This is a genomic window from Pantoea sp. AG1095 (assembly GCF_003208415.1).
In the GTDB taxonomy this organism is placed as follows: Bacteria; Pseudomonadota; Gammaproteobacteria; order Enterobacterales; family Enterobacteriaceae; genus Pantoea; species Pantoea leporis.
The window spans coordinates 156,096-175,996 of record NZ_QKMJ01000006.1 but is presented as its reverse complement, the minus strand read 5'-3'; the positions used below and the strand labels follow the sequence as shown (position 1 = coordinate 175,996).

Genomic DNA, 19,901 nt, shown 5'->3' with positions numbered 1-19,901 from the left:
TTTCGGCATTGCGCATGTGTTAGCTCTCGCGCCTTTTTTATTTGTTTATGTAAATAGAACCACTAATAAAAAACGGCTCCTTAAAGGAGCCGTTAATTTATTCAAAGCGCAAACTTATTTCTTTTTCGCTTTAGGGTTCGGCAGGTCCGTGATGCTACCTTCGAACACTTCGGCAGCCAGGCCGACAGACTCATGCAGCGTTGGGTGCGCGTGAATGGTCAGAGCGATATCTTCGGCATCACAGCCCATTTCAATCGCCAGACCGATTTCACCCAGCAGCTCGCCGCCGTTGGTACCGACAATCGCACCACCGATAACACGGTGAGTCTCTTTGTCGAAAATCAGTTTAGTCATACCGTCTGCACAATCAGACGCGATAGCACGGCCTGAAGCGGCCCACGGGAAGGTGGACACTTCGTAGCTGATGCCTTTCTCTTTGGCTTCTTTCTCGGTCAGACCAACCCAGGCAACTTCTGGCTCGGTGTAAGCAATGGATGGGATCACTTTCGGGTCGAAGTAGTGCTTCAGACCCGAGATCACTTCCGCCGCTACGTGGCCTTCGTGCACACCTTTGTGCGCCAGCATTGGCTGACCCACGATGTCACCGATAGCGTAGATGTGCGGTACGTTGGTGCGCATCTGCTTGTCGACGCGGATAAAGCCGCGATCGTCCACTTCCACGCCTGCTTTACCCGCATCAAGGCCTTTACCGTTCGGTACGCGACCAATCGCCACCAGCACCGCATCATAACGCTGTGCGTCAGCTGGCGCTTTTTTGCCTTCCATTGATACGTAGATACCATCGTCTTTCGCTTCAACAGCGGTCACTTTGGTTTCCAGCATCAGGTTGAATTTCTTGCTGATACGCTTGGTGAAGACTTTGACCACGTCTTTATCGGCAGCCGGGATCACCTGGTCGAACATCTCAACCACGTCGATCTCTGAACCCAGCGCTTTATAAACGGTGGCCATTTCCAGACCGATGATGCCGCCGCCCATAACCAGCAGACGCTTCGGCACTTCTTTCAGTTCCAGCGCATCGGTTGAATCCCACACGCGCGGATCGTTGTGCGGAATGAATGGCAGTTCGATAGGACGAGAACCGGCCGCGATAATCGCGTTATCGAAGTTAATGGTGGTTGCGCCACCTTCACCTTCGACCACCAGCGTGTTAGCACCGGTGAATTTGCCGAGGCCAGTCACCACTTTCACTTTACGACCTTTCGCCATACCCGCGAGGCCGCCAGTGAGCTGGTTGATCACCTTCTCTTTCCACGAACGAATTTTGTCGATGTCAGTTTGCGGCTGGCCAAACACGATACCGTGCTCTTCCAGGGCTTTTGCTTCGTCGATCACTTTGGCGACGTGCAGCAGCGCTTTTGACGGGATACAGCCTACGTTCAGACAAACACCGCCGAGGGTGCTGTAACGCTCAACGATTACGGTTTCCAGACCTAAATCAGCGCAACGGAAGGCTGCAGAGTAACCTGCAGGACCTGCCCCAAGTACCACGACTTGAGTTTTAATCTCTGTACTCATCATGACCTCTTGTTTGATTACCGGCAGTCAGGAAAAAGCTTTTCCCAAGCTCTAATGCCCTATATCCGCCGGGACATTTCACCGCGAGAGTTTACAGAATTGTTAACAAACTGCCAACCGCGGCAACATTGAATGCTTACAACAAGGCCGGCTTTCGCCGGCCTTGATTAACTTCACATCACCAGACGGCGAATGTCGGACAGTGTGTTGTTGATGATGGTGATAAAGCGCGCACCATCAGCACCGTCGATCACGCGGTGGTCGAAGGAGAGTGAGATCGGCATCATCAGACGCGGCTCAAACTCTTTACCGTTCCACACCGGCTCCATCGCTGACTTGGAAACACCGAGGATAGCCACTTCCGGCGCGTTGACGATTGGCGCGAAGTGCGTGGTGCCCAAGCCGCCAAGGCTGGAGATGGTGAAGCAACCGCCCTGCATGTCGCTGGCAGTCAGTTTGCCATCACGCGCTTTCTTCGAAATCGCCATCAGCTCGCGAGACAGTTCAGTGATGCCTTTCTTGTTCACATCTTTGAACACCGGAACCACCAGACCGTTTGGCGTATCAACCGCCACACCGATGTTGATGTATTTCTTCAGCGTCAGTTTCTGTGCATCTTCAGACAGTGAACTGTTGAAGCGTGGCATCTGCTCAAGAGCAGCGGCAACGGCTTTCATGATGAACACCACTGGCGTGAATTTCACATCCAGTTTGCGTTTCTCTGCTTCGGCATTCTGCTGTTTGCGGAACGCTTCCAGATCGGTGATATCGGTTTTGTCGAAGTGTGTAACGTGCGGGATAACCACCCAGTTGCGGCTCAGGTTGGCACCGGAGATTTTCTGGATACGGCCCAGTTCCACTTCTTCAATTTCGCCGAACTTACTGAAGTCCACTTTCGGCCAAGGCAACAGACCTGGCAGGCTTCCGCCGCTGGCTGCTGCAGCCGGAGCCGCTTCAGCGCGTTTCACCGCGTCTTTGACGTAAGTCTGCACGTCTTCTTTCAGGATGCGACCTTTACGGCCGGTGCCTTTGACTTTCGCCAGGTTAACACCGAACTCGCGCGCCAGACGACGAATCACCGGCGTCGCGTGTACGTAAGCATCGTTCTCAGCGAACTCGCCTTTCGCATCCGCTTTCGCTGCTGCTGGGGCCGCTGCCGGTTTCGCGGCTTCTGCCGCTGGAGCCGCTTCCTGCTTAGCCGCAGGCGCCGCAGCCGGTGCCGCGCCTTCCACTTCGAACACCATGATCAGTTTACCGGTGCTGACTTTATCGCCAGTCGCCACTTTCAACTCTTTCACGATACCGGCGAACGGTGCAGGCACTTCCATTGAGGCTTTGTCGCCTTCAACCACGATCAGGGATTGCTCAGCAGTGACTTTGTCGCCCACTTTCACCAGGATCTCGGTGACTTCAACTTCGTCGCCACCAATGTCTGGGACGTTGACGTCTTTAGCGCCAGAAGCCGCAGGTGCTGCTGCTGGAGCCGCTTCCTGTTTAGCTGCTGGAGCAGCCGCCGGCGCTGCGCCTTCTGCTTCGAACACCATGATCAGTGAACCGGTGTTCACTTTGTCGCCGGTGGAGATTTTGATCTCTTTCACCACGCCCGCGAACGGTGCCGGGACTTCCATTGAGGCTTTGTCGCCTTCAACGGTGATCAACGACTGCTCAGCCGTTACGGTGTCGCCCACTTTCACCAGGATCTCAGTGACTTCAACTTCGTCGCCGCCGATGTCCGGTACGTTGACTTCTTTGCTGACCGCAGCAGCGGCAGCAGCTGGAGCAGGAGCGGCTTCCGCTTTCTTCTCTTCGGCTGGCGCTGGCGCCGCTTCTGCGGCACCTTCTGCGTCAAAAATCATAATCAGCGAGCCGGTTTCTACTTTGTCGCCGGTCGAGATTTTGATCTCTTTAACCACGCCCGCCTGCGGCGAAGGCACTTCCATGGAGGCTTTATCGCCTTCCACGGTGATCAGCGACTGTTCAGCTTCAACTTTGTCGCCCACCTTTACCAGGATTTCGGTGACTTCAACTTCGTCTGCCCCGATGTCCGGTACGTTAATTTCGATAGCCATTACTCTCTTACCTCTTATGCCAGACGCGGGTTAACTTTATCGGCGTCGATATTGAATTTGGTGATGGCTTCAGCCACCACTTTCTTATCGATTTCACCGCGTTTAGCCAGCTCACCCAGCGCAGCCACAACCACATACGATGCATCCACTTCGAAGTGGTGACGCAGGTTTTCACGGCTGTCAGAACGACCGAAGCCATCGGTACCCAACACGCGATAATCGCTGGAAGGCACGTAGCTGCGAACCTGTTCTGCGAACAGCTTCATGTAGTCGGTCGATGCGACGGCCGGTGCTTCGTTCATCACTTGCGCGATGTAAGGTACGCGTGGCTCATCGGTTGGGTGCAGCATGTTCCAGCGCTCACAATCCTGACCATCACGCGCCAGCTCGGTGAACGAGGTTACGCTGTAGACGTCAGAAGCGATGCCGTAATCTTTCGCCAGGATCTGCGCGGCTTCACGCACGTGACGCAGAATTGAACCTGAACCCAGCAGCTGCACTTTGCCTTTGCTACCTTCTACGGTTTCCAGCTTGTAGATACCCTTACGGATACCCTCTTCCGCACCCTGCGGCATCGCAGGCATGTGGTAGTTTTCGTTCAGCGTGGTGATGTAGTAGTAGATGTTTTCCTGCGCTTCGCCGTACATACGCACCAGGCCATCTTGCATGATGACCGCGATTTCGTACGCGTAAGACGGATCGTAAGAGATACAGTTCGGGATAGTCAGCGACTGAATGTGGCTGTGACCATCTTCGTGCTGCAAGCCTTCGCCGTTCAGCGTAGTACGACCTGAAGTACCGCCCACCAGGAAGCCGCGTGCCTGCATATCGCCGGCCAGCCACATCAGATCGCCGATGCGCTGGAAGCCGAACATCGAGTAATAGATGTAGAACGGAATCATCGGCAGGTTGTTGGTGCTGTAAGAGGTTGCCGCCGCCAGCCAGGATGAACCTGCGCCCAGCTCGTTGATCCCTTCCTGCAGAATCTGGCCTTTCTCGTCTTCTTTATAGTACGCAACCTGCTCGCGGTCCTGCGGGGTGTACTGCTGACCGTTCGGGCTGTAGATACCAATCTGACGGAACAGACCTTCCATACCGAAGGTACGGGCTTCGTCGGCAAGGATTGGAACCAGACGATCTTTGATCGACTTGTTCTTCAGCATCACGTTCAATGCACGCACGAAGGCGATGGTGGTGGAGATCTCTTTATTCTGCTCTTCCAGCAGTGGACGGAACTCTTCCAGCGTTGGCATTTCCAGCTTCTCGCTGAACTCCGCCTGACGCGTTGGCAGGTAGCCGCCCAACTTCTCACGCTGACCGTGCAGATAGTTGTACTCTTCAGAACCTTTTTCGAAGGTGACGTATGGCAGCTCTTCGATTTTGTCATCGGCCACCGGCACATTGAAGCGATCGCGGATGTAGCGAACGCCATCCATGTTCATCTTCTTAACCTGGTGCGCGATGTTTTTACCTTCAGCAGTGTCACCCATGCCATAACCTTTGATGGTATGGGCCAGAATCAGCGTTGGCTGACCTTTGGTGTCCTGCGCTTTTTTCAGTGCAGCGTAGACTTTCTTCGGATCGTGGCCGCCGCGGTTCAGCGCGAAGATCTCTTCGTCTGACCAGTCTTTCACCAGAGCTGCGGTTTCCGGATATTTACCGAAGAAGTGCTCACGTACGTACGCGCCGTTACGGGATTTGAAGGTCTGATAATCGCCATCAACGGTTTCGTTCATCAGCTGAATCAGCTTGCCGCTGGTGTCCTGACGCAGCAGTTCATCCCAACGACCGCCCCAAATCACTTTGATCACGTTCCAGCCAGCACCGGCAAAGATGCCTTCCAACTCGTTGATGATCTTACCGTTACCGGTGACCGGGCCGTCCAGACGCTGCAGGTTACAGTTGATGATGAACACCAGGTTGTCCAGCTTCTCGCGGGTGGCGATGGTGATCGCACCTTTGGATTCCGGCTCATCCATCTCGCCATCACCGAGGAAGGCGTAAACGGTTTGTGCTGAGGTGTCTTTCAGACCGCGGTGTTCCAGATACTTCAGGAATTTCGCCTGATAGATCGCGTTCAACGGACCCAGGCCCATTGATACGGTTGGGAACTGCCAGAAGTCCGGCATCAGTTTCGGGTGCGGGTAAGAAGAGAGACCTTTGCCCTGCACTTCCTGACGGAAGTTGTTCATTTGGTCTTCGCTCAGACGACCCTCAAGGAAGGCGCGGGCGTAGATACCTGGAGAAATGTGACCCTGGAAGAAAACCAGATCGCCGCCGTCTTTGTCGCTACGCGCGCGGAAGAAGTGGTTAAAGCACACTTCATAAATGGTCGCGGAAGACTGGAAGGAGGACATATGGCCACCCAACTCCAGATCTTTCTTCGACGCACGCAGCACCGACATGATGGCGTTCCAACGAATTGCGGAACGGATACGACGTTCAAGAGAGGTGTTGCCCGGATAGTCCGGCTCATCTTCAACAGCAATAGAGTTAATGTAGTTGCTGATTGCAGAGGAACCTGCGGCAACTTTCACGCCACCTTTGCGTGCTGCACTCATTACCTGATCAATCAGATACTGCGCGCGCTCAACACCTTCTTCACGGATGACCGATTCGATCGCTTGTAGCCAATCACGAGTTTCGATCGGATCCACGTCATTCTGTAAACGTTCTGACATGGGGTGTATTCCTTATCTGTGTCTAATACGTTGAAATTATCAGGAGCCTGTCTTCTTGTGCTTTGCTTCTGGTTCACAGCACAAGAAGACAGGCCCGTCGTGTTTTCCGCACGTTCGTTGCCGTGCGTTATTCCTTACGTTGCTGTAAACGACGCAGGGAGCGTTCACGACGACTCTGCTCCCGACTTCTATCCAGCAAGATTTCCTCAATGAACGCCAGGTGACGATGAGATGCCTCGCGTGCTTGTTCTGGCTCACGAGCTACAATCGCCTCGTAGATACTGGCGCGGTGACCGCTCACTTTCGCCAGCATTTCCCGACGAGCGTAGAGCAATTCAAAATTCTGACGGACGTTTTGTTCCAGCATAGGGCCCATGGAACGCAGTAGATGCAGCAACACCACATTATGGGCGGCTTCTGTGACAGCGATCTGATACTTCATCACTGCATCCGCTTCGGCGTCGAGATCGCCGCTGTCCTGTGCCTGCTGAATATGAACGTGGCAGTCGCGGATGCGCTGCAGATCTTCATCGGTTCCCCGCAGTGCCGCGTAATAGGCAGCCACGCCTTCCAGCGCGTGGCGGGTTTCCAGCAGATCAAACTGAGATTCTGGATGTTCGGCAAGCAGACCGACCAGCGGGTCGCTCAGGCTTTGCCAGAGATTTTTTTGGACGAAGGTGCCGCCGCCCTGACGACGTAGCAGCAGGCCTTTAGCTTCCAGGCTCTGAATCGCTTCGCGCAGGGATGGACGTGAGACATCAAACTGTTTCGCCAGTTCACGCTCGGGGAGCAGTTTTTCACCCGGCTGGAGCGTCCCTTCCATAATGAGGGATTCCAGCTGTTGCTCGATCGCATCGGAGAGCTTGGGTTGGCGAATTTTACTGTAGGCCATCTTCCCTTCTTATCAGCCAAACGTCCGGAGTAAATTGGTAATACCAATTGAAAAATGGTGCCGGTAAAGTAACAAAGTATTCACCTTGTGTCTATATGGGTGCGGTCACACTTCAGGGGATGATCGTAGCGCTGGTGCGCTAACCTACCGGCATCAAGCGAGAAATCCCACGCACACGGCAAATGTTAATGAATTGCACTTTTACCTAACCTTACACTGAGTTAGCGTCCAGAAAACGGCTCAACCATAAGGGAAACCTATTCGTGTTCACCCTTTTTTCATGGCAGAAATACTGCGACGGGCGCGCAGAGGATGCTGCTGCTTTTTCAGTCATCTCTCAGCACAAAAAGCAAAAGCAGGTGCAAACTGACGCGCTTATCACTATTCTGAACGCCGTGGTAGCTCATGCATGCACACAGCACGCCAGATACCGTAAAGAAAAGAATACATTAAGGTAAACAGCCTTACAGTGCGCGCACTGCAGGTGCACAATAACAACATCACGAGGTTTGTATGGAACAACAGCATGGCGACACGCTGCACCGCGGCTTAAAGAATCGCCATATTCAGCTGATTGCGCTGGGCGGAGCCGTAGGTACTGGCCTGTTTCTGGGTAGCGCATCAGTGATTCAATCGGCCGGTCCGGCCGTGATTCTGGGATATGCGATTGCCGGTTTTATTGCCTTTCTGATCATGCGCCAACTCGGCGAGATGGTGGTTGAAGAGCCGGTTGCCGGCAGCTTCAGTCACTTCGCCTACAAATATTGGGGCAACTTCGCCGGTTTCGCCTCGGGCTGGAACTACTGGGTGCTGTATGTGCTGGTTGCCATGGCCGAGCTCACCGCTGTGGGCAAGTACGTACAATTCTGGTGGCCGGATTTCCCTACCTGGGCCACCGCCGCCATCTTCTTTGTATTGATCAACGCCATTAACCTGACCAACGTCAAAGTGTTCGGTGAGATGGAGTTCTGGTTCGCGATTATCAAAGTGGTCGCGGTCATCGGCATGATTCTGTTCGGTGGCTGGTTGCTGTTTAGCGGCAACGGCGGCCCGCAGGCGAGCGTCAGCAACCTGTGGGATCAGGGCGGCTTCCTGCCTCACGGCATGACCGGATTGGTGATGATGATGGCAATCATTATGTTCTCGTTTGGTGGTCTGGAGCTGGTGGGCATCACTGCCGCAGAAGCCGACAATCCACAAGAGAGCATCCCGAAAGCCACCAATCAGGTGTTGTGGCGTATTCTGATTTTCTATATTGGCTCACTGGCGGTGCTGCTTTCGCTGCTGCCTTGGACGCGAGTCACTGCCGATACCAGCCCGTTCGTGCTGATTTTTCATGAGCTGGGCGATGCCTTTGTGGCCAACGCGCTGAACGTGGTAATCCTGACGGCGGCGCTTTCGGTCTACAACAGCTGCGTTTACTGCAACAGCCGCATGCTGTTCGGCCTGGCGCAACAGGGTAACGCGCCGAAAGCATTGCTGAAAGTGGACAGTCGCGGCGTGCCGGTCGCCACCATTCTGGTCTCAGCCGTAGCGACCCTGCTGTGTGTACTGATCAACTATCTGATGCCAGGCGAAGCCTTTGGCCTGCTGATGGCGCTGGTGGTTTCTGCACTGGTGATCAACTGGGCGATGATCAGCCTCGCGCATCTGAAATTCCGTAAAAAGAAAGACCAGCAAGGTGTCACCACGCGCTTCAAAGCGGTGCTCTATCCGCTGGGTAACTGGATTTGCCTGGTGTTCCTCGCCGGTGTGTTGGTCATTATGCTGATGACGCCAGGCATGGCGATATCGGTATGGTTGATTCCGGTATGGCTGGTGATTCTGGCTATCGGTTACACCATCAAAAACAAACTACAGAAAGCGTAATGTTGTTCCTGCCCGGCACGCTGTTGCCGGGCAGCACTTCTGATCTGGCTCACACTTTTCCCCGCCCGCGCGTTTTGTCCATCTACCCGACCATTTGCTCCCCAGCAGATTACTGATTTTGCACAGATAATTCCTGCTCATCATATCGCTGGAGACGATCAATGAAAGGAGCAGCCCTCTCGTTCAGAGAGAAACTGGGATATGGCATGGGCGATGCCGGATGCAACATGATTGGCGGTGCCATCATGCTGTTCCTCAATTATTTCTACACTGATGTGTTTGGTTTAGCCCCGGCGCTGGTCGGAACGCTATTACTGTCGGTACGCGTACTTGATGCGGTAACCGATCCGATCATGGGCGCCATTGCCGATCGTACGCAAAGTCGCTGGGGCCGCTTCCGTCCGTGGCTGCTGTGGGTTTCCGTGCCTTACGTGCTGTTTAGCGTGCTGATGTTCACCACGCCGGAGTGGAGCTATGACAACAAGGTTATCTGGGCGTTTGTCACTTACTTCCTGATGTCACTCACTTACACCGCCATCAACATTCCTTACTGCTCGCTGGGCGGTGTGATCACCAACGATCCGGGTGAGCGCGTGTCATGCCAGTCCTATCGCTTTGTGATGGTGGGCATTGCCACGCTGATCCTCTCACTTTCGCTGTTGCCGATGGCCGAATGGTTTGGCGGCGACAACAAAGCGCGCGGTTACCAAATGGCCATGGGCGTGCTAGCGCTGATCGGTTTAGCGATGTTCCTGTTCTGTTTTGCCAATGTGCGTGAACGCATTCATCCTGCGACGCCAAGCAACGATGATTTGAAACAAGATTTGCGCGACGTGTGGAAAAACGATCAGTGGGTGCGCATTCTGCTGCTGACCTTCTGCAACGTCTGCCCCGGTTTTATCCGCATGGCCGCCACCATGTACTACGTCACCTGGGTGATGGGGCAATCAACGCACTTTGCCACGCTGTTTATCAGCCTGGGCGTCATCGGCATGATGTTCGGCAGCACACTGGCAAAAATCCTCACCGATCGCTGGTGCAAGCTCAAGGTGTTCTTCTGGACCAACATCGCGCTGGCGCTGTTCTCCTGCGGCTTCTACTGGATTGATCCGCACGCCACCGTCGCGGTGGTCATCGCCTACTTCCTGCTGAATATCCTGCACCAGATTCCCTCGCCGCTGCACTGGTCGCTGATGGCCGACGTGGATGATTACGGCGAATGGAAAACCGGCAAACGCATCACTGGTATGAGCTTCTCCGGCAACCTGTTCTTCCTCAAGGTGGGGCTGGCGGTGGCGGGGGCGATGGTCGGTTTCCTGCTGTCGATTTATGGCTACGATGCCGGCGCAAAACAGCAGGCTCCCAACGCGATTAACGGCATCATGCTGCTGTTCACGGTGATTCCGGGCGTGGGATATCTGATCACTGCCGGCGTCGTGCGTTTAATGAAAGTGGATCGCAACTTAATGCGTACGATTCAGGCCGATCTGGCGCTGCGCCGTGCCCATTCACACCACGAATCCCCTATCGCGTCCTCTGCGACCACGCAACCTGGAGAGATCAAATGAGCTGGCCCAATCCTTTTATTACGCAACGCGCCGATCCCTTTATTCTGCGCCATGCCGATGGCTACTATTTTATCGCCTCGGTGCCGGAATATGACCGACTGGAGATTCGCTATGCCTCAACGCTGACTGGCCTGATTGAGGCAGAAGCGGTAACGGTGTGGCACAAACCGGATACCGGCCCGTTTAGCGCGCTGATCTGGGCGCCAGAACTGCATCACATCAACGGGCAATGGGTGATCTATTTCGCCGCCGCACCGACGCGGGCGATAAAAGATGGCCTGTTCCAGCACCGCATGTATGCGCTGGTGTGTAATGATGCCGATCCGCTGAGCGGTAACTGGCAGCCCTGCCGCCGCGTACATACGCCCATCGACTCCTTCTCACTGGACGCCACCTACTTCCACCATCAAGGTAAACACTGGTATCTGTGGGCGCAAAAAGATCCGGCGATTCCCGGAAACTCTAACCTGTATCTTGCCGAGTTGCTCAATCCGTGGACGCTAAAAAGCGCCCCGCTGATGCTGAGCCGACCGGAGTATGAATGGGAGTGCGCAGGATTTAGCGTTAATGAAGGACCGGCGGTGATTCAGCATGGCGACCAGCTGTTTGTCACCTATTCCGCCAGCGCGACCGATGAAAATTACTGTCTGGGGATATTAAGCATTGATGTGTTGGCCGATCCGCTCAACATCAACGCCTGGCGTAAATCCGCGCGGCCGGTATTTGCCACCAGCTGGGATAATCAGCAATACGGACCGGGACACAATAGCTTTACGGTGGATGAAGCGGGAAGAGCGGTGCTGGTGTATCACGCACGCAATTACACCGAAATTGAGGGCGATCCGCTGTGGGATCCGAATCGCCATACGCGCTTGAAATATTTCGACTGGCGTGAAGACGGCACACCGGATTTTGGCGTGCCGCCAGCCGATCACACCAGCGTGCCGTAGATCGTCAACAGCGCGACCACCACCACCAGCACCAGAGAAATACGTTTCGCCAATGCCACTGCAACACGTGGCGTTTCAACTTTATCCATGTGCGGATCGCGCGCCAGCGAGAACTGCGCCAGGCTGGTCAGCACCTGATATTGCGGGCGATGCAGATCGCCCAGCGCGGCAAACCACGCTGGCAGCGCACGTTCGCCGTGGCCGAGCAACGCGTAAGCCACGCCGGCTAAACGCACGGGGATCCAGTCCAAAACGTGCAGCAGACGATCAACGCCAGACTGCGAGCGCGCCAGCGGCGACTGATGCTTCGCCAGCCAGCTCTGCCAGGCGCGCAGAAACGCATAACCCACCAGCAGCACCGGGCCGTAAGGTCCACCGACCACAAACCAGAACAGCGGCGCAAGATAGAAGCGGAAGTTAATCCAAATCAGCGCGTTCTGCAGTTCACGCAGGAACTCGCGCTCGCTGCACTCAACCGGCACGCCGTGAATCAGCGTCAGTTCGGCCGCCATCGCCTGATGCGCCGCTTCATCGTCATGGCTCGCGGCTTTGAGATAGCTGTGATAGTGCAGTCGCACCGAACCCGCGCCGATACACAGCAATCCCACCAAAATCCAGAACAGCAGTTGCGCCACGCCAAACAAGATGCCTTTCAGGCTCCACACCACCAGCCAGACGATCAGCATCGCTACCACTGTCATCATCAGCGTGCGCAGCAGGGAAAAACGCTGGCGGCCACGAAACAGCGGCTCCAGCCGATGGTCCAGTTGCCAATGCTCACCCAACTTAAACAGGCGTTCCCAACCTAAAACTAATAACAAGCTAAACAACGTCATACCCGCTCCTGCTGTCTCAGGGATTCTCCTGCCTGATGGATTCTTTATAGCGCAACCAGTCAAAAGAGGAACCGGGATCGGTTTTCCGCTCTGGTGCGATATCGCTATGGCCGGTGATGCGCGCAGGCGTCAACGGATAGTGCTGCAGCAGGAGTTGAGTTACCTGTTGCAAAGTCGCGTACTGGGCATCGGTATAGGGCAGCGTATCAGTGCCTTCCAGTTCAATGCCCATGGAAAAATCGTTGCAGCTTTCACGTCCTTCAAACTGCGACACGCCGGCGTGCCAGGCGCGCTGATCGAAAGAGACGTATTGCACCAGCTCGCCGTCGCGACGGATTAAACAGTGCGCCGCCACGCGTAAATGGGCGATGTCCGCAAAATAGGGATGCGCATCGGCAGGCAACGTGCCGGTAAATAAGCGATCAATCCACGGCCCGCCAAACTCACCGGGCGGTAAGCTGATGTTGTGAATCACCAACAGCGAGGGCACTTCATCATTTGGACGCTGATTGAAGTGTGGTGAAGGTAATTTACGCGCGCTGGTAATCCAGCCCTCTTCCAGTTTCATGCTGTTAAATCCTAAGCAAAATCAGGCTGAGAATAACATGTTTCACCCTGCAGACTTGCGACTTAATGCGCCGACGCAGGTGAGTTCAGGATACTAAACATTTCACCGCCAGTAACTGGCAATGGTCGATAAATCAGGCTAAGGTGAGCGCACGAAATTTCGTCTTGTGAAGGGGCACACCATGGCAACGCGTCGTTACGATCCCGATCATCGCCGTCAGGAACTGATTAAACGTATAGAACAGGATATCCCGGAAGCCGTTGCCCGGGCGCTTCAGGAGGATTTAGGCGGCGAAGTGGATGCGAATCGCGATATCACCGCGTTGCTGCTGCCAGCAGACAAGCAGGCGGTGGCAAAAGTCATCACCCGTGAAGCCGGTGTTTTTTGTGGTAAACGCTGGGTAGAGGAAGTCTTTATCCAGCTCGGTAATAAAGTCACTCTTAACTGGCATGTAGAAGATGGACAAGCGCTGGTTGCCGATCAGCTGCTGTTCGAGCTTACCGGCCCGGCGCGCCTGCTGTTAACCGCAGAACGCACCGCACTCAACTTCGTGCAGACGCTCTCTGGCGTGGCCACCGAGGTTAGCCGTTATGTCGCCCTGCTGGCGGGCAGCGAAACCCAGTTGCTTGATACACGCAAGACCTTGCCAGGCCTGCGTACCGCGCTGAAATATGCGGTGTTGTGCGGTGGCGGTAATAACCACCGTTTAGGCCTGTCGGATGCTTTCCTGATAAAAGAAAACCACATTATCGCCAGCGGCTCGGTGCGTAACGCCGTAGAAAAAGCGCTGTGGCTGTCGCCGGATGTGCCGGTAGAAGTTGAAGTTGAATCGCTGGCGGAACTGCAGGATGCCATCGATGCCGGAGCGGACATCATCATGCTCGACAACTTTAGCCTTGAGATGATGCATGCAGCGGTTGCGCTAACCCACAAACGCGCGCTGCTGGAAGTCTCTGGCAACGTAACCGAAACCACGCTGCCACAAATTGCCCAGACCGGCGTTGATTATGTCTCTGTTGGTGCGCTGACCAAACATGTACGCGCGCTGGATCTGTCGATGCGTTTCCGCGAGCTTTAATGCCCCGTTCTGCCGCGTGTTAGTGCGGCAGATATGCGAGCTGGCTTCCAAAATGCTGTTATCTCCGCTGTAAAACTGACGATTCTCTGCGCGATGCTTTCCAGCCTCGCGCAGCCATGACTTCCGCTTTCCCTCGCCCTTTTCTACCGTAGCGGCTCCACAACAAGGAGCCTCACTATGGACAGACAACGCGGTTTTACCCTTATCGAATTAATGATTGTGATTGGCATCGTCGCCATTCTCAGCGCCATCGGTTTACCGGCCTATCAAAACTACCTGCAACGCGCAGCGCTCACCGACATGCTGCAAACCATGGTGCCGTACAAAACAGCAGTAGAACTCTGTGCCATTGAGCGCGGCGGACCGGCGCAGTGTCAGGCAGGAGAACGCGGCATTCCGGTGGCCAAAGGTTCGCGCTATGTGGCAACGCTGAGCGTGGTCAACGGAACCATCAACCTGACCGGCCAGGAAAGTCTCAGCGGATTAACGGTTGAAATGCTGCCGATTTGGAGCGCAACGGATGGCACGTTGCGCTGGCAACGCACTTGTACCAGCAATAACAGCAGCCTGCGCGATAGCTGCCTCGAGCAGTTTCGCTTTGCCGACAAGGATGCCAACTGATGGACAACCCTAATAGTGCGCTGCACACGTTGTGCGCCCGTTATCAGGCGGTGATTCTGCACCATGACGCCACGTTACTGCGCGTAGCGGTAGCCGACACACCCGATCCGCTGCTGCTGGAAGCGCTACAGTTCGCCAGCCAGTGCAAGGTGGAGGTCGAGTGCTGGCCTGCGGCACGGCTTGAGCAGTTGCTGCACGAGCCGGATGCCGCTGCAGCACCACGTGAACAGGCCAGCGCTGAGTCAGCGATTAACGCGGTCGATCAGATTTTGCGCCAGGCCATTCAGCGGCGCGCCTCAGATGTGCATTTTGAACCGCAGCGCCATGGACTGCGGGTGCGTCTGCGCATCGATGGCGTGTTGCACAAACTACCGCAGCCTTCTGAAGCACAACCCGCTGCGATTCTGGCGCGCCTGAAAATTCTCGGAGGATTGGATATCGCCGAACGGCGTCTGCCGCAGGACGGACAGTTTACGCTGGAAATAGAGGACAAACTGGCGGCGTTTCGTCTCTCAACGCTACCGGTAAGCCAGGGCGAAAAAGCCGTGGTGCGGCTGCTACAAAGTGAAAACAGCGCCATCACCCTCGATAAACTCGGCATGCCCGCAGCACAGCTGCGTTTACTGAAAAATGCGCTGGCGAAACCGCAGGGTTTGATTCTGGTCACCGGACCGACCGGCAGCGGTAAAACCTTCACGCTCTATAGCGGGTTAAGCGCGCTTAATGTGCCAGAGAAGAACGTTTGTAGCGTGGAAGATCCGGTTGAGATCCCGCTGGATGGTATTAATCAAACGCAGATCCAGCCGCGTAGCGGGCTCGATTTCAATCGTGTGCTGCGCGCACTACTGCGCCAGGATCCCGATGTGATTATGGTGGGGGAAATCCGTGATGCCGAGACGGCCAGCATCGCCGTTAAAGCAGCGCAGACCGGCCATCTGGTGCTTTCCACACTGCATACTAACTCGACTGCTGAAACCCTGACGCGCCTGCGCCAGATGGATATTCCCGGTTATCTGCTGGGCCCCGCTTTGCAGTTGGTGGTGGCGCAGCGTCTGGTCAGACGCTTGTGCGTGCATTGCCGTCAGCCGGGACAAGCCATCGCCCATCTGCCGGCCGAACTCTGGCCGGGCACACTGCAAACCTGGCGAGCGCCGGGCTGTGATCACTGCTTCTCCGGCTATTACGGGCGGCTGGCACTGTTTGAAGTCTTGCCGCTAACCAGCAAATTGCAGAATGCTATCTCGGCAGATATGCCGCTGGAACATCTGCTAACGCTGGCAAATGAACAGGGAATGAAAACATTGCTAGCTGCGGGGCTGGAAGCAGTAAGTCGCGGCGATACTTCTTTTGAAGAGATGCAGCGCGTGGTGGGACTGGGCGATGGCTAATCTCTATCATTTCCGCTGGCAGGCTCTTGATACCATGGGTGTGCTGCAGGAGGGCGAATCACTTAATGCCAGCCAGGATGCGTTGCTCAATCAACTCTCCGATCGCGGCATGCTGCCGGTGAACTGGCAGCGTGGAAAATGCTGGCGTTCGCACGACTGGAAGTGGCAGCAAAAAATCGATTTGGTGCGGCAACTGGCGACGCTGCTCAAGGCCGGCTTACCGCTGGCGGAAAGTCTGATTCTGCTGGCAGAAGGCCATCCTCATGCCGGTTGGCGGGTATTACTGAAAGGATTGCAGCGCCGCGTCATCGCCGGTGAGCCCTTCTCGCAAGCCTTGCAGGAGTGGCCGCAAATCTTTCCCCCGCTGTTTCCCGCTTTGATGCAAGTGGGTGAATTAACCGGCCAACTCGACGAGTGCTGTCGCCAGCTGGCGCAGCAGCAAAGCAAGCAGCAATACTTACGGCAAAAAGTGGTGAAGGCGCTGCGCTATCCCCTGTTTATCTTGCTGGTAGCGCTCGCGGTCAGTGCTGGCATGCTGCTGTTTGTTTTGCCAGAATTTGTCTCTGTCTATGCCAGTTTTGATGCGCCGCTGCCCGCTTTTACTGCTGCGGTGATGTCGCTGTCAGAACTGCTGCAGAAGGCCGCGCTGCCGCTGTCGCTGGTAGGTGCCGTATTACTGATGATTGTGCAGCAGACTTATCGACGTTCGGTACCGTGGCAAAAGCGCGTACATCAATGGTTACTGCGTATGCCACTGTTATCTCCGCTGTGGCGCGGCGGGCAGCTCAGCCAGATATACGCCATCCTGCAACTTACACAACAATCCGGTTTGACCTTGTTGCAAAGCCTGCAGGCGGTTGAAGTGACCTTAGTATCGCGATTGTGGCGCGATGCCATCGTTCAGTTGCAGCAGCACATTGCTGCGGGTGCGCCGCTGCATCAGGCGCTGCAACAGCATCTGCTGTTTACACCTCTTTGTGCCCAACTCATCCGAGTAGGTGAAGAAGCGGGTGCATTAGATGTGATGCTGGCACGGCTGGCGGAGTGGCATGAGGCGCAAACATTAGCGCGCGCTGATGCTCTGGCGGCATCGCTGGAACCGATGATGATGGTGGTAATCGGCGGGATAGTTGGCACTTTAGTGATTGCAATGTATCTGCCGGTATTTGGTCTTGGTGATGCCATTCGATGACGGGCACGCTCGATGCGCGCCCGTTGTCTGAGATCAGCGAGTGAACACACGGTTCTCTTGTTCAGCGACGCGGATAAAGGTGGTGCGTTTCGTCAACTCTTTCAATCGTTCTGCACCGACGTAGGTACAGGCTGAGCGTAAACCGCCAAGGATATCTTTAACCGTCTCCTCAACCGGGCCGCGCACTGGCAACCGCACGGTTTTGCCTTCCGCCGCACGGTATTGCGCAACACCGCCAACGTGGCGTTTCATGGCCGATTCGGAGCTCATGCCGTAGAACAGCATAAATTTCTCACCCTGTTCTTCAACGATGGTTCCTTCACACTCGTCATGTGCCGCAAGCATGCCGCCGAGCATGGTGAAATCTGCACCGCCCCCGAAAGCTTTGGCAATGTCACCTGGAACCGAGCAGCCGCCGTCGCTGACGATCTGTCCGCCTAAACCGTGTGCCGCATCTGCGCACTCGATAACGGCAGAAAGCTGAGGATAACCAACGCCGGTCTTCACGCGCGTGGTGCACACTGAGCCGGGGCCAATACCCACTTTGACGATGTCTGCGCCAGACAAAATCAGTTCTTCCACCATTTCACCGGTAACCACGTTGCCTGCGCAGATGGTTTTACCAGGGAAGCTTTCACGCACGCGCAGCAGGAACTGAACGAAGTGCTCAGAGTAGCCGTTAGCAACGTCGATGCAGATAAAGTTGAGCTGCGATGATAACGCCAGAATGGCGGATAACTTCGTGAAATCTGATTCTGATGTACCAGATGAGACCATCACATGACTCAGCACCGCCGCTGGCACGCGTTGTACAAATGCCTGCCACTCTTGCACGCTGTAATGTTTATGCACTGCGGTCAGTACGTTAAAACTCGCCAGGGCTTCAGCCATCGTGAAAGTACCGACGGTATCCATGTTGGCGGCAATAATCGGTATGCCACTCCAGTTCAAGCCTGAGTGTTTAAAGGTGAAGGTGCGTTCCAGCTCAACCTCGGAACGGCTTTTCAAAGTGGAACGTTTTGGGCGGATCAAAACATCTTTAAAGCCCAGTTTTAAATCTTCTTCAATGCGCATAGCTGATTATCCTGGTTAGTGACGACGAACCGCGGTTCGGGTAGCGCTCACGGCTCCAGTGTCGTTATCATACGCGCCATTCGTTCCGCGACAAGACTGCGAATTTCACTTTATTTAGGCTACAATCCCTTAAATTTAGCTGAGAAAATTGATTGTGATCATGCTCTCATCTTGCTGTGGTTAATCGCCGCTCACGATATAAATTTTGCGAGAACGCTATGCCTTATACCGTTGCGCTCACCGGCGGCATTGGCAGTGGTAAAACCACTATTGCCAACGCTTTCAAAGCGCTAGGCGTTGATATTATTGACGCTGACGTCATTGCCAGAGAAGTTGTTGAGCCCGGAACGCCTGCCCTAAAGGCGATTGCTCAGCGTCATGGAGATACCATTTTGACGGCAGAAGGCACGCTCTATCGTGCGCGGCTTCGTGAAATTATTTTCCAACAGCCACAAGAGAAAAACTGGCTCAATCAGTTGCTTCATCCACTCATCAACGCCCGCACGCAACAATTAAAATTACTGGCCACCTCACCTTATGTGCTTTGGGTGGTGCCGCTGTTGGTCGAAAACGGTTTACAGCATCAGGCCGATCGCGTGTTGGTCGTGGATGTGGATACCGCCACGCAGTTGCAACGCACCCAACAGCGAGATGGTATTTCGCTAAGTCAGGCGAAAAATATTCTTGCCGCACAGGCTAGTCGCGAACAGCGTCGGGCCTGTGCGGATGACATCATTGATAACAGTGGTACGCCTGAACAGGTGCTACCGCGCGTTGCTGAGCTTCACCAGCGCTATCTACGCCTGTCAGCAACCGGAAAGGATTAACATCATGAGCACAATTGTTCTGTTTGAACACCCTTTGAATGAGAAGATGCGCACCTGGCTGCGTGTCGAATATCTGATTGATCAGCTGCATGAAACGGTGCCGGTTAACGGTTCGGTATCAGCACTCGGCGTTTTCCGTATTCTTAGCGATTTACTGGATATTTTTGAGCGCGGAGATATGCGCACTGAATTGTTAAAAGAACTGGAGCGCCAGCAACAAAAATTACGCGCCTGGCTGGATGTGCCAGGCATTGATGAACTGCGCGTGAATGATCTGCGTCAGCAGCTGAAGCAATGCTCAAGCGAACTCATGGCGGCACCGCGCATGGGCCAACAGTTACGTGAAGATCGCCTGGTTGCTCTGGTACGTCAGCGTTTGAGCATTCCCGGCGGCTGCTGCAGTTTCGATCTACCCAGCCTGCACATCTGGCTGCATCAGGAGCAAGCGGTGCGAGATGTTCAGGTGAATGGCTGGCTGGCATCACTGAATCCGCTGCGTAATAGTTTGACGATGATCCTCGATTTGGTGCGTCAGTCTGGCATATTTCGTCATCAAACCAGCCTCAACGGTTTTTATCAGGATAACGCCGAAGGATCCGATTTACTGCGCCTGCAATTAACTCTGGAAGACGCGCTGTACCCACAAGTCTCGGGTCACAAAAGCCGTTATGCGATTCGTTTCCTGCCATTAGACAGCGAACGCGGAGAAGTACCAGCCCGACTGAATTTTGAATTAGCTTGTTGTTAGA

General features: G+C 54.8%; 16 protein-coding genes. 9 read left to right on the top strand and 7 right to left on the bottom strand.

What is annotated here, in order from left to right:
• Nucleotides 1–114 precede the first annotated feature (114 nt).
• The 4 genes from lpdA to pdhR form a co-directional block, all read right to left on the bottom strand.
• Complete coding sequence (gene lpdA / locus DEU53_RS14420; protein WP_008108560.1) at nt 115–1,539, bottom strand: dihydrolipoyl dehydrogenase; 1,425 nt, start codon at nt 1,537–1,539, stop codon at nt 115–117.
• A gap of 173 nt (nt 1,540–1,712) precedes the next feature.
• Nucleotides 1,713–3,608 (bottom strand): pyruvate dehydrogenase complex dihydrolipoyllysine-residue acetyltransferase, encoded by a 1,896-nt coding sequence (gene aceF / locus DEU53_RS14415; RefSeq protein ID WP_110867539.1) that lies wholly within the window; start codon nt 3,606–3,608, stop codon nt 1,713–1,715.
• Nucleotides 3,609–3,622: 14 nt separating this feature from the next.
• Entirely contained in the window at nt 3,623–6,289 is a 2,667-nt protein-coding gene (aceE, locus tag DEU53_RS14410) for a pyruvate dehydrogenase (acetyl-transferring), homodimeric type (RefSeq protein WP_110867538.1), read from the bottom strand.
• A 127-nt stretch (nt 6,290–6,416) separates the two neighbouring features.
• Nucleotides 6,417–7,181, bottom strand: coding sequence for a pyruvate dehydrogenase complex transcriptional repressor PdhR (gene pdhR / locus DEU53_RS14405; RefSeq protein WP_008108566.1), 765 nt, complete (start codon nt 7,179–7,181; stop codon nt 6,417–6,419).
• Nucleotides 7,182–7,694: 513 nt separating this feature from the next.
• Between pdhR and aroP the strand changes: the two genes are divergently transcribed.
• From aroP to DEU53_RS14390, 3 genes are all read left to right on the top strand, one after another.
• Complete coding sequence (gene aroP, locus DEU53_RS14400) at nt 7,695–9,050, top strand: aromatic amino acid transporter AroP (RefSeq protein ID WP_110867537.1); 1,356 nt, start codon at nt 7,695–7,697, stop codon at nt 9,048–9,050.
• 161 nt (nt 9,051–9,211) lie between these two features.
• Complete coding sequence (locus DEU53_RS14395; protein ID WP_110867536.1) at nt 9,212–10,618, top strand: glycoside-pentoside-hexuronide (GPH):cation symporter; 1,407 nt, start codon at nt 9,212–9,214, stop codon at nt 10,616–10,618.
• Nucleotides 10,615–11,568, top strand: a complete 954-nt coding sequence (locus DEU53_RS14390) for a family 43 glycosylhydrolase (protein WP_110867535.1) — start codon at nt 10,615–10,617, stop codon at nt 11,566–11,568. The genes DEU53_RS14395 and DEU53_RS14390 overlap by 4 nt, the downstream gene beginning before the upstream one ends.
• Here DEU53_RS14390 and ampE read toward each other — a convergent pair.
• The gene (gene ampE, locus DEU53_RS14385; protein WP_110867534.1) at nt 11,550–12,404 is read right to left on the bottom strand and encodes a beta-lactamase regulator AmpE; all 855 of its coding nucleotides are present in this window, start codon (nt 12,402–12,404) and stop codon (nt 11,550–11,552) included. The genes DEU53_RS14390 and ampE overlap by 19 nt on opposite strands.
• A 16-nt stretch (nt 12,405–12,420) precedes the next feature.
• Nucleotides 12,421–12,972, bottom strand: a complete 552-nt coding sequence (ampD, locus tag DEU53_RS14380) for a 1,6-anhydro-N-acetylmuramyl-L-alanine amidase AmpD (RefSeq protein ID WP_110867533.1) — start codon at nt 12,970–12,972, stop codon at nt 12,421–12,423.
• Nucleotides 12,973–13,153: 181 nt separating this feature from the next.
• Here ampD and nadC point away from each other — a divergent pair, with 181 nt between their 5' ends.
• The 4 genes from nadC (at nt 13,154) to hofC (ending at nt 17,251) form a co-directional block, all read left to right on the top strand.
• Complete coding sequence (gene nadC / locus DEU53_RS14375) at nt 13,154–14,050, top strand: carboxylating nicotinate-nucleotide diphosphorylase (protein WP_110867532.1); 897 nt, start codon at nt 13,154–13,156, stop codon at nt 14,048–14,050.
• Nucleotides 14,051–14,227: 177 nt separating this feature from the next.
• A complete protein-coding gene (gene ppdD, locus DEU53_RS14370) occupies nt 14,228–14,671 on the top strand; it encodes a prepilin peptidase-dependent pilin (protein ID WP_110867531.1) in 444 nt (147 codons plus the stop codon).
• The gene (gene gspE / locus DEU53_RS14365) at nt 14,671–16,059 is read left to right on the top strand and encodes a type II secretion system protein GspE (protein WP_101762102.1); all 1,389 of its coding nucleotides are present in this window, start codon (nt 14,671–14,673) and stop codon (nt 16,057–16,059) included. Before ppdD ends, gspE begins: the two co-directional genes overlap by 1 nt.
• The gene (gene hofC / locus DEU53_RS14360) at nt 16,052–17,251 is read left to right on the top strand and encodes a protein transport protein HofC (protein ID WP_110867530.1); all 1,200 of its coding nucleotides are present in this window, start codon (nt 16,052–16,054) and stop codon (nt 17,249–17,251) included. The genes gspE and hofC overlap by 8 nt, the downstream gene beginning before the upstream one ends.
• Before the next feature lie 33 nt (nt 17,252–17,284).
• On the opposite strand, the gene DEU53_RS14355 is transcribed toward hofC, so the two are convergent.
• Nucleotides 17,285–18,325 carry a GMP reductase gene (locus tag DEU53_RS14355; RefSeq protein WP_110867529.1) on the bottom strand — a complete coding sequence of 347 codons (1,041 nt, stop codon included), beginning with the start codon at nt 18,323–18,325 and terminating at the stop codon, nt 17,285–17,287.
• Nucleotides 18,326–18,543: 218 nt separating this feature from the next.
• Here DEU53_RS14355 and coaE point away from each other — a divergent pair, with 218 nt between their 5' ends.
• Complete coding sequence (gene coaE, locus DEU53_RS14350) at nt 18,544–19,152, top strand: dephospho-CoA kinase (protein WP_110867528.1); 609 nt, start codon at nt 18,544–18,546, stop codon at nt 19,150–19,152.
• 4 nt (nt 19,153–19,156) lie between these two features.
• On the top strand, nt 19,157–19,900 hold the full coding sequence (gene zapD / locus DEU53_RS14345; RefSeq protein ID WP_101762106.1) for a cell division protein ZapD: 744 nt from the start codon (nt 19,157–19,159) through the stop codon (nt 19,898–19,900).
• Nucleotide 19,901: the final 1 nt, after the last annotated feature.